The organism is Aeromonas sp. R3-1 (genome assembly GCF_040908345.1).
In the GTDB taxonomy this organism is placed as follows: Bacteria; Pseudomonadota; Gammaproteobacteria; order Enterobacterales; family Aeromonadaceae; genus Aeromonas; species Aeromonas veronii.
Map to the genome: position 1 here is coordinate 1 of NZ_JBFODN010000154.1, position 11,270 is coordinate 11,270.

8 protein-coding genes are annotated in these 11,270 nt (G+C 62.7%); 7 read left to right on the forward strand and 1 reads right to left on the reverse strand.

Translation table 11 applies throughout. From position 1 onward, the window contains the following. The first annotated feature begins 248 nt into the window (after positions 1-248). From AB5Y85_RS09495 to AB5Y85_RS09525, 7 genes are all read left to right on the forward strand, one after another. Positions 249-755 (forward strand): NUDIX domain-containing protein, encoded by a 507-nt coding sequence (locus AB5Y85_RS09495; RefSeq protein ID WP_257687203.1) that lies wholly within the window; start codon positions 249-251, stop codon positions 753-755. A 132-nt stretch (positions 756-887) separates the two neighbouring features. Beyond that, positions 888-3,050, forward strand: a complete 2,163-nt coding sequence (locus AB5Y85_RS09500; RefSeq protein WP_257687204.1) for an AsmA family protein — start codon at positions 888-890, stop codon at positions 3,048-3,050. A gap of 144 nt (positions 3,051-3,194) precedes the next feature. Beyond that, positions 3,195-4,577: a HAMP domain-containing histidine kinase gene (locus AB5Y85_RS09505; protein ID WP_257687205.1), complete on the forward strand. Its 1,383-nt coding sequence runs from the start codon at positions 3,195-3,197 to the stop codon at positions 4,575-4,577. After that, positions 4,574-5,221 carry a response regulator transcription factor gene (locus tag AB5Y85_RS09510; RefSeq protein WP_257687206.1) on the forward strand — a complete coding sequence of 216 codons (648 nt, stop codon included), beginning with the start codon at positions 4,574-4,576 and terminating at the stop codon, positions 5,219-5,221. The genes AB5Y85_RS09505 and AB5Y85_RS09510 overlap by 4 nt, the downstream gene beginning before the upstream one ends. 50 nt (positions 5,222-5,271) lie before the next feature. Beyond that, a complete protein-coding gene (locus AB5Y85_RS09515; protein WP_257687207.1) occupies positions 5,272-6,018 on the forward strand; it encodes a DUF2861 family protein in 747 nt (248 codons plus the stop codon). A 108-nt stretch (positions 6,019-6,126) separates the two neighbouring features. Next, positions 6,127-8,328 (forward strand): glycoside hydrolase, encoded by a 2,202-nt coding sequence (locus tag AB5Y85_RS09520; RefSeq protein WP_257687208.1) that lies wholly within the window; start codon positions 6,127-6,129, stop codon positions 8,326-8,328. Positions 8,329-8,423: 95 nt separating this feature from the next. Further along, positions 8,424-8,954, forward strand: a complete 531-nt coding sequence (locus AB5Y85_RS09525) for a GNAT family N-acetyltransferase (protein WP_257687209.1) — start codon at positions 8,424-8,426, stop codon at positions 8,952-8,954. Between the two features lie 76 nt (positions 8,955-9,030). Here AB5Y85_RS09525 and glnE read toward each other — a convergent pair. Continuing rightward, positions 9,031-11,270 (reverse strand): bifunctional [glutamate--ammonia ligase]-adenylyl-L-tyrosine phosphorylase/[glutamate--ammonia-ligase] adenylyltransferase (glnE, locus tag AB5Y85_RS09530; protein WP_368221349.1); only part of this gene is annotated, 2,240 nt, incomplete at its 5' end.

An 11,270-nucleotide genomic window follows, 5' to 3' on the forward strand; every position in this document is an offset into this window, starting at 1 on the left:
TGAAACGCGGTAGCGCCGATGGTAGTGTGGCATTCGCCATGCGAGAGTAGGACACTGCCAGGCACCCAATACAAAAAACCCCGCTCATCGAGCGGAGTTTTTTATTGGCTGAAATTCAGTGTTTTGGCTGATAATTGACCTTCTTTACCCCCTCTTTTACCTGAACACCTTATCCTCCCTGTCTGTTTTACTCATAGAAATTGACCCCAACGGCGTAAAATGGTGCTTTATTTCGTCGGAGATAGCCCATGTTTTGTCCAAAATGCGGCGGTCAAACCCTGCAGAGCGTCAGCCCTAAAGAGTTTCGCTGTGGCTGCGGTTTTCATTTTTTCCAGAATGTGGCGACGGCTGTGATGGTGGCGCTTTGCTGGCAGGACGAGGTGCTGGTTGCGGTGCGTGCCCGTAATCCTGGCAAGGGGTTGCTGGATCTGCCGGGGGGATTTGTCGATCCCGGCGAGTCGCTGGAGGGGGCGCTGGTGCGCGAGTTGCAGGAGGAGCTGGGGCTCGATGTCAGCGCTCATCCTTGTACCTATCTCGGTTCCTTCCCCAATATCTATCCCTACGATGGCATCACCTATCACACCTGTGACACCTTCTTTGCCATCAAGCTGAGTGAAAAACCGGTCATCCAGCCAGCTGACGATGTGGCCGCCTGCCAGTGGCAGAAGATCAGCGATATCCCCATGTCCCGCTTTGCTTTCGAATCGACGCGCACCGCGATGGCGCGGCTGCAGCAATCCTCTTTGCAAGCTTGATCCCTGCTGATGACGATGGGGATTGGCAGCGACCATCCCTGTCTCATCCTTGTCCGCTTTTGTCCCGCAGACGCCATTCGTCAGACGGTGAGTGGTATAGTCTGCAGTGGATCCGGATTCAAGGAGCATATCGTGAAGAAGATAGTTCTCATCTTGCTCGGCATCGCCGTGGCGGCCTTGCTGGCCATAGTGACGCTGATAAGCCTCATCGACCCCAATCAATTCAAGCCCCAACTGGCTGAACAGGTGCGCAAGAGCACGGGGCGCGAACTGGTGATGGCGGGGGAGATTGACTGGCGTTTCTGGCCGAGTCTCGGCCTCTCGCTGGAAAAGGTCGCCTTGCGTAATCCGGCCGGTTTTGCCGAGCCAGATCTGGTTCGTTTCGAACAGGGGGAGGCCTCGGTTGCCCTGTTGCCGCTGCTCTCCCATCGCCTGGAGATCGGCAAGGTGACCCTGAGTGGCGCCCATCTCTTTATCCAGACCAAGGTGGATGGCAGCTCCAATCTGAGCGGACTGTTCAAGGATGCCGCTGCTGACGCAAGCGAACCGGTCGTCCCCGCAACCCCTGCGCCAACCGCTGATAGCAAGCCTTGGCAGATCAGCTTGCAGGGTGTCGCGCTCTCCCAGGCCAGTGCGCGGATACAGGATGATCGCAGCGGCACCTCGCTGCGACTGGATCGCCTCGATCTCGATATGGGGCAGCTGGCCACCGGTCAGTGGGTACCCGTGACGCTGGCCGCCAAGGGGAGTGCCGACAAGCTCGCTTTCGATGTTAAAGGGCAGACCCAGATCAAGCTGGCGCAGGAGGTGATGGCCAGTGAACTGAAAGATCTGAGCCTCAGTGGCAGCCTGAGTGACCCGTCCCTGCGACTCGATAGTTTCTCCATCAAGGGGGACCGATTGGCCCTGGGTGAGTGGAGCAACCTCACGTTGGCGCTGAAAGGCGCCAAGGTAGAGGGGCAGCAAGCTTTACTGGCTGGCTCGCTGGAAGGAACGCTCAAGGGACGGCTCGACAAGGAGATGAAGCTGGCCGAGCTCTCCGATGTACTGCTGACGGCAGCGCTGGAAGGAGATGCGCTGCCGCGCCCGCAGATGAAGCTGAAACTGGCCGGGTTTTCCCGTGCCGAGCTCGACAAGCAGTTGATTACCCTGAGCAAGCTGGTGATGAGTGCCGATGAGGCACTGTTGAGTGGCGATGGAACCGTGCAGCTTGGCGCTGTTCCCACAATCAGCTTCGATCTCAAGGGGGAGAAGCTGGATCTCGACAAATGGCTCGCCAAATCGGTACCGACCACACCTGCGCAGGTGAAAGAGGACAAACCGAGGGCCGGTGTTGCCAGCACAGCTGCAAGTGGCAATAAAGCGGTAACCGGCAAGAGCGAAGCCCTCTCCGCGGTCGAACCGGATCTGGGCGCTCTCAAAGGGGTGGATCTGGATGGTCGGCTGCAACTCGGCAGCCTGCGTCTGAAAGGGTTGGATCTCGGTGCTGTCGATCTGCAGGTGGCTCTGGCCAAAGGGCTGCTGACGCTCAAACAGTTCAGCGCGACCGTGGCAGGTGGTCAGGTAAACGCGAACGGGGTACTCGACACGCGCCAGCAGCCCGCCACCTACAAGGTGCACAAGCAGGTGGCCGGAGTGAACATTCGTCCCTTGTTGCAGGCTCTGGCTCAGAGTGATCTGCTGGAGGGCAAGGGCGATCTCGATGTGCAGGTGCAGGGCCGTGGTCTCTCCGCGCTTGCACTGCGCAACGGGATGCAGGGCAAGGTTACCTTGAAACTGAGCGACGGTGCCCTGCACGGCATCAACCTGCCGGAGATGATCCGCGAGGCGCGGGCTTCCCTCAGCGGCAAGGGGGCCGAGCAGGTGAAGGAGGCGCGCAAGACCGACTTCAGCGCCCTCACCGCCAGCTTCCAGATTGCCGACGGCATCGCCCGCAGCAACGACATCCAGCTCTTTGCCCCCGCCTTGCGGGTCAAGGGGGAGGGGCAGACGGCGCTGGTGCCGGAGAGCCTCAACTTCCTGTTCCTTACCTCCATCGTCGAGAGCAGCAAGGGGCAAGGGGGTAAGGATGTGGACGAGCTGAAGGAGATCACCATTCCGGTGCGGATCGGCGGCCACTGGCAGGCTCCCAGCTATCAGCTCGATGTGAAGGCTCTGCTCAGCAACAACAAGCTGCTGGAGGATAAGGCACGTAAGGAGGCCGAACGCGGCCTCAAGAAGCTGCTGGGGGACAAGGCCGACAATGAGGCCGTCAAAGGGGTGGCCGACCAGTTGCTCAAGGGACTGTTCAAATAGTGACGGTTCATATGGGCTGGCGGGAGCCGCGCCAATGCCGTTAGCGGTTGACCGGATGTCAGCGCCATTGAAAAATGGCGCTGACATTTTTTATGGCGCAGTGCTCTGCTGTGTCTTCATCCGGAGTCATCTCGAGTTGAACCCATGCGCCTGATCCTGCTGCTCTGCTCCCTGATCTGCTACAGCATGGCGTATCCCGTGCTGGCCGGGCCGCTGGCGGAGCGTCTGGCGGGCGAGCTGGCCAGGCAGGCTCCCGAACAGGCGCTGCCTCTTGACGAGGTGCAGCGGCTCGACCGTCGCCTGATCGCTCCCGACTCTCTTCATCCCGCTTGGCTGCGCTACCCGTTGCGTCAGTTGCAGGCCATCTATCGCTATCAGCAGGAGTGCGGGACAGAGAATGACTTGCCCGCCGAGTGGCTGCCACTGCTGCGAGCGCTTTGCGGCCAAAGGGCTACGCCCTCGATCCGCTGGTTTGCCGCTCACCCCATCTATCCGCTTGGCGGCTCCAGCGCGGCGCGCTGGCAGGCTGGTCATCCGTCCGCCGGGCTCGATGCTCTGCTCCATGTGCGGGAGCGGCGAGATCTGTTGGGGCAGCTCGGCGAGCTCGATAATGACAACCTCGATGCCCTGTTGCGGGGGGAGCGCTGGCTGCTGCAATCCGGTCAGATCTGGGTGCTTGCCGATGGGCAGTGGCACCGCTATGGCGCAGGGCAGTGGCAGCCGCTAGCCGAGCGGCTTGGCGTGACGCTGGATAGCCGGGTCGATGGCTCCTGCCAGGAGCGGGTTGGGGGGATCTGCCTCAACGAGCGCCCCACGCTGCACTGGCAGTGGCTGGCGCTGGCCAGCTCTCTTGGTTTCATCCTGCTGCTGGGGTGGGCCAGCTGGCAGCGCTGGCGCCTGCTGCGGGAGCGGCGTGTCGCATTGCAGATGCTGACCCACGAGCTGCGTACCCCTATCATGGCGCTCTCCGGCATCAGCGAGGAGCTGCGCCACGATTTCGACCGGCTACCCCCTTCCACCCAGCAGAGCGTGGGTCAGCTGCTGGGCAGTGTCGCCCGTCTGCATCAACTGGCGCAGGCTAGTCGCCACTATCTGGCGGCAGAGACCCTCGAAGATGAGCGGGTGGCGGTCAGTCTCACCGAGTGGTTCACCCTGGCCTGCGAGCGGCATGACGCCACCTTCTGCCTTGAGCGGGAGATGACTCTGGCGCTCCCCTTCTACTGGCTCGATCTCGCCCTCGACAACCTGCTGCGCAACGCCAGCCAGCATGGCCGTGCACCGGTTCGGATCTGTGCCAGCTGGCAGGCGGGGCGTTTGATCCTCGCAGTCAGCGATGGTGGCGAGCTGCCAAATTACCGGCTCGCCACCCTGCTGCACCGCGGTGCCCGTGCCGAGGGGTTGGGTCTGGGACTTGCCATCGTGCACCATCTGCTGCGTCGTCTTGGCGGGCGTCTCGCCCTATCCGGCCCGCCCACTACCTTTACCCTGACGCTGCCCTGCCAACTCTGGAGCGACACCGAATCATGAAGACCATCCTGCTTGTCGAAGACGAGGCGCTATTGGCGGAGAATCTGCAACGCTATCTGACCCGTGAGGGGTATTGCTGCCTCTGGTGCGACACCCTGACTGCGGCAGAGCAGCAGTGGCTGGCGGCGGATCTGGTGCTGCTGGATCGCACCATGCCGGAGGGGGATGCCCTCGACTGGCTGCCCCAGTGGCTGGCGCGCAAGGCGCTGCCGGTGATCGTGCTCACCGCAAGGGTGGAGGTTAGCGATCGGGTGGCCGGGCTCGATGCGGGGGCGCGCGACTACCTGACCAAACCCTTCTCCCACGACGAGCTGCTGGCGCGGATCCGGGCCCAGTTGCGTCAGCTGGGGGATGGCACTCAGGCAGTGGGCGGCTTGCAGCTTCATCCCGCCCGGATGCAGGCGAGCTGGCAGGATGCGGAGGTGAGTTTTACCCCCACCGAGTTTGCCCTGCTCACCTTGCTGGTGCGGATGGCGGGGCGGGTGCTGAGCCGGGAGGAGATCCTCAACCGGGTGTGGGGCTATCAGGCGTTTCCCTCCACCCGCACCATCGATACCCATATTCTGCAGCTGCGCCAGAAGCTGCCCGGACTGGCCATCGAGACGGTGCGCGGCATCGGCTACCGGCTGGAGGTGACAGCGTGAAGCGCGCAACGCTGGCTGCTCTGTTGTTGGCTCTAAGCGCTGGCTGCGTTATGGCAACTGAACGTGCCGATCCGCTGCAACCGGCTACTTTGGCGCTGTTACAGGGGGATAACCGGCACGCCTGGCAATCTTTGCAGCAGGCATGGCCCGCCCTCACAAATGATGCCGAGCGCCGTAGCTGGCAGGGGATGCTGGCCGCGCTGAGTGCCCAACACTGCGGCAAGGATTTCCCGCTCACTCTGCCTGATGGGGTGAGCGAGCTGCGCCTTGAGCTGATCCAGCGCGATGCGCCACTGTTGCGGGACTATCGGGTGCAGCTGACCGGCGAGGGGCCCATCACCGCCGCTGAACTTATCGATCCCGCTGGCCGTGACCGACTGGCAGGTGCCCAGTGGGAGGCGGAAGAGAATAAAGGGGTTCGGGTCGTGGGGGCCGATCTGCCGACGCCTTTACCAGCCGGACTCTATCAGCTGCGGCTGACGGTGGCGGGCAAGGAGTGGCAGGTGGCGTTGTCGCTGCCTGCGGTGCAGGATCTGGACTGGCTCTCCCGCTCGCCGCAGGCGGTAGCCAATCTCCCCGTCAATCCTGCGGCCTGCACGCCGCTCTGGCTCGATCAGGCGGTGCTGGCTCGCCCGCAATACTCCCTGCTCTGGTGGCACCGGATTGCGCCCGATGAGCCGGTGAACTGGCCAACCGCTACGCCCGACAGCTGGCGTACCCTTTCGCTGGTGCAGACCAGCCAGCGTGGCCAGCTGGTGTTGCAGCTAAGCCACAGTCAGGCTGGGCCGGTTGAGTAATGGTCGTCGTGATGGTCAGTTGCACGCAATCCTGACATTGGCCTGACAATCGCAGGCGGCCAATCTGCTGAAATGGCGATTCCCGTGTGTTATCAGGAATCACCGACCATGACTCTTCTTCCCGTGCTAACGAGCCGGATCCGCCCGCTGCTGCTGTTGGCGCCGCTGTTCTCCCTGCCTGCCGAGGCGCTGACCCTTGCCAACGATCAGTGGCGCATCGAGCTGGATCCCGCCACCCTGGCGGCCGAGGCTGTGCTGCCATCGGGCAAGCACCTTGCCATCTCTTCTCCCGGCCCGCTTCAGCCGGTCACCGCCTTGCAACAGGAGGGGGAACGTGCCAGCTGGCTGATCCGCGCCGATGGTGAGATGCGGGCCTTGGCTCGCCTTGAGGGTAACCGTCTGATCCTCACCCTGAGCCGCGCGAGTGCTGGCGAGCTGGTGTGGCCGCGGGTACCGGCAGGGGCGCAGGCGCTGATGCTGCCGATCCACGAGGGATTTCGCATTCCGGCTACGCACACTGCGTGGCGCAAGGCGCTGGCGCAGGAGTATCAGGGGATCAACACCACCGAAAATCTCACCCTGCCACTGGTTGGGCTGGATTACGGTGATCAGCAGCTGGCGATCCTCTTTGCCAACCCCTTCAACAACCGGCTCACCTTTGCACCCAAGCAAAATGGCATTGCCCTTACCGCGACCCATAGCGTCAACCGCCTCAATCTGGCTGACCCCTATGAGGTGGTGGTGTCGCTGCAACCGGGCAATGACTGGCTGGCGGCGGCCAAGGCCTATCGCAGCTGGTTGCAGGAGCGGGGCGAGCTGGTCTCGCTCGAGAGCAAGCTGGCGGCGGTGCCGGATGGCAAACGGCTGATCGGCGCCTCTCACCTCTACCTCTGGGGCGAGCGACTGCTGGTGCCACAGGATGTGAAGAGCTGGCCCGCGCTGCGCCGCCTGATCCCCGCCGACTGGCTCAAGGAGGAGAGCAAAACGGCGCTGCAGGCGCCCGATCTTGAGCGCAATCGCTACCTGCAAAATTTGGTGTTGGCCGGGGTAGAGCAGGCGCTGGCGCTGCGCCATCCGGGTCGGCAACCGGCCGATTTCGCTGCCCGGCGTGGGCTGGCGGCCACGCAACTGGGCGCTGCGCTCAACGAGCCGCAAAGCTGGGGTGATGGCAGCTCGACCAAGATGATCGCCGCCCTCAAACAGGCTGGACTACCAAAACTCTGGCTGGGGCTGCCCCAGTGGACTGCGGGCTTTGCCGTGCCGCAGGGGATTGAACTTGCCAAACAGGCGGGCTATCTCATCGCTCCTTACGACTCCTACGATACCGCGCTGCCGGAGGGTAATCGCCAGCAGAGCTGGCTCACCGCCCAAATGGGGCAGGATATTTACCTGCGCTGCGGCATCATGCAGGAGAACGGGCGGCGCAAGAGCGGCTTTCAAAAGAGCGGCGTCTACACCAATCAGGCCTGTGTGCGCCCGGTGATGGAACAGCGCGTACCCTGGTTGCAGCAGGCGAGCCACTACAACAGCTGGTTCCTCGATGTGGCGGCGACCGGCATGGTGTTTGACGACTTCGACCCGGCCAAGCCGACCACTCAGGCGCAGGATGCGCAAAACCGGATGGCGGGAATGGCATGGATTGCCAAGAGTCAGGGGGTGCTGGTGGGCTCCGAGGAGGGCGGGGCGGTAGCCAACCGCACCGCGGCCTTCGCCCATGGCCCCCAGACCAGCGGCTTTGGCTGGCAGGATCCCGATATGCGCCGCAACAAGCGCTCTCCCTACTATCTGGGAGCCTGGTATCCCGACTATCAGCCCGCGTTCTTCTTTCGCCAGAGTCATCTAAAACCTGAGTATCAGGGGCTCTACTTCGATCCGGCGCTGCGGTTGCCGCTGTTCCAGAGCGTCTTTCACGACAGCATAGTGACCACCCATCACTGGACGATGGACAGCCTCAAATTCAGGGAGAGCCGTCAGGTCACCGAGCTGTTGCAGCAGCTCTACAACGTGCCGCCGCTGCTCAACCTCAGTCTGGATAGTGCCAGCGTGCGCATTCCCTACCTCAGGGGGCTCGATGCCTCCTTCCGCCCGCTGCATGAGCGGCTCTACAACCAGTCCCTCACCGGTTTTCGCTGGCTCGATAAAAGAGGCGTGGTGCAGCAGAGCGAGTTTGCCGATGGCACTCGACTGATTGCCAACTTCGGTTTGGCCACCGAGCTGTCAGGGATAAAACTGGCCGCTCAAAGCGTGCTGGCGCTGCTGCCCGATGGCAGCCAGCAGCAGTTTGTCTCGCAACCGGATGGCGCCCGCTAATCTGGAATTCTGGTCTTTATTTCATCAGATGATGCTGTGGCAGAACTTTTCATGTATAGATGAACGTTCTGCAAAATAAATGAGAGGCAGTTCTGATGATTGAGAGTGAAGTGATTAGAGAGGTAAACCATCCGGCGTGGCCGCTGGTCTGGCAGATCTATGGCGAGAGTTTTCCCCGCTACGAGCAGCGCCAGTCACAGCATCAGCCTCAGAAGATGCGGGATCCTCGCTATCACTGCCAAATCTTTTATCAGGACGGCCTGCTGCTCGGTTTCATCTTCTGGTGGGCGTGTGGCGAGCAGGTCTATATCGAACATCTGGCCATCAATCCTGCGCTGCGCGGCCGCAACTACGGCAGCCGCCTGCTGGCCGAATTTTGCGAGCGGGCAGGCAAAACCGTCATTCTCGAGATCGATCCGCCAGAGGATGAGATTGCCATTCGCCGTCTGCGCTTCTATCAGGGGCTGGGCTTTTGTCTCAACGACTATGCCCATCTCCACCCACCCTATCATCCTGACTATCGAGGTCATGCCCTACGGGTGTTGAGCTATCCGGGGCTTCTTGAGGAAGAGGCCTATCAGCGTTTCAACAGCATGCTGGTGGAGACGGTGATGGAGCACGGCTGAGCAGCCGTAAGGAGATAAGAGAGGGGCCCGCCTGAAGTAATTCAGGCGGGCCCTTTTTCATTGCCGCTGGCGGGAATTACTCCCCCAGCAGTTTGTGCCAGACGGCGAGCACATGGCTGCGTTCGTTTTGCAGCTGATCGTCGCTTACCTTGCGGGAGATCTCCGAGAGGTTGAGGCGATGGCCGAGGTTGCGGATCTCTAGATAGGCCTGCTTCAGCCCCTCCGCCTGCTCCAGGGTCAGCACCCCCGCCATGACGCACTCATCGAAGATGCGCACGTTATCGGACCAGCGGGTGAGGGCATCGGGCTCGCCGCAGGCGTGGGCCAGCACCAGATACTGGGCGATAAACTCGATATCCACCATGCCGCCGGGGGACTGCTTGAGGTCGAATTCGCCAGCCCCCGCCTTGAGCAGGTGATCCCGCATCTTGTGGCGCATCTCGCGCACCTCGCGGGCCAGGGTCGGCAGATCCCGCTCCTTGGCCAGCACATCGCGGCGGATACGGGCAAATTCGGCAACGATGGCGTCATCGCCATAGATGGGGCGAGCCCGCACCAGCGCCTGATGTTCCCAAGTCCACGCCTCGTTTTGCTGATACTGCTCATAGGCCGACAGCGACGAGACCAGCAGGCCGGAGTCGCCGGAGGGGCGCAGCCGCATGTCTATTTCGTAGAGGATGCCGGAGGGGGTACGGGTGCTGAACAGGTGCAGGATCCGCTGCGCCAGACGCAGATAGAACTGGCGGCTGTCGATGGGCTTGCGGCCGTCGGTGTAGCTGTTGGGGTCGCCGCCGTGCAGGAACACCAGATCGAGATCCGAGCCGTAACCGAGCTCGATGCCGCCCAGCTTGCCATAGGCCACCACCGCAAAGCCGCGTTGGCCGCTCAGCGCCACCTCGGGCGGCACCCCGTAGCGCTCGCTCATCTGGGCCCAGGCCTGATTGACCACCTCTTCGGTGATCGCCTCCGCCAGCCAGGTGAGGTGGTCGCTCACCTTCATCAGCGGCAGGGCGCCAGCGATATCGGCCGCCACGATGCGCAGCAGCTGCACCTGCTTGAACTGACGCAGCGCCTCCATCTGCTGCTCCACGTCCTCTTCGGGGATGCGCAGCAGGAACTGGCGCAGCTGGGGCTTGTACTGATCGAGCGGGGTGGGGTGGTAGAGGTGCTGGGGATCAAGCAGCTCGTCCAGCAAAATCGGGTAGCGGGCCAGCTGTTCACTCACCAGATGGCTGGCATCGCACAGCCGTACCAGCTGGCGCAGGGCGCCCGGGTTTTCCGCCAGCAGTTGCAGATAGGCGCTGCGGGTGAAGATGCGGGTCAGCAGCTCGCATACCCGCTCGAACAGGCGGGCGGGCTGCTCGCTGGCGACCACCAGCCGCAGCAGCTCCGGCATCAGCCAGTCCAGCGCGATGCGCCCCTGCGGCCCCACCTGACGGCGCTTGTACTCCTCCTTGAAGCGCAGCAGGGCGGCGCAGAGCGGAGCGGGCTCGACGACCCCTTGAGCAGTCAGCAATTTTTCCAGCTCGGCGGCATCGAGCTCGGTGCGCCAGAGATCGAGCCAAAGCTGCTCCAGATGGGCGGGTGCCTCTTTCTCTTCCCCCACCACGGCGGCGAACTCCTGATGGACGGCGGCCATCTCCTCATCGAGATGAGCCATAAAGGCGCCCCAGTCGTCAAAACCGAGGGCGGCGATCAGCCGCTGGCGATCCCGCTCTTCGGTGGGCAGGGTCTGGGTCTGTTGATCGGCAATCTCCTGCAGAATGTTTTCGACCCGGCGCAGGAAGCGATAGGCCGTCAGCAAGCGGTCGCAATGGGCAGATTCGAGGGCACTACATTGGGCGATGGCGGCCAGCGCCTCCGGCAGGTGACGCACCCGCAGTGCCGGTTCACGGCCGCCGCGAATAAGCTGCAGCGCCTGGGCGATAAACTCCACTTCGCGAATGCCGCCAGCCCCCAGCTTGATGTTGCCCTCCAGCCCCTTGCGGCGCACCTCGGCGGCGATCATCGCCTTCATCTGGCGCAGACCGTCGATAACGCCAAAGTCGATATAGCGGCGAAACACGAAGGGGCGCAGCATCTCGGCCAGCTCGACCGCATGCTCGCACTGGGGCCCCAGTACCCGCGCCTTGACCATGGCGTAGCGCTCCCAGTTGCGGCCGTGGTGCTGGTAGTAATCCTCCATGGCGGCGAAGGAGATGGCGAGCGGCCCCGCGTCGCCAAAGGGGCGTAAGCGCATATCGACCCGGAACACCTGACCATCCTGGGTGGGCTGGTGGAGGGCGTTGATGATGCGCTGACCGAGCTTGATAAAGA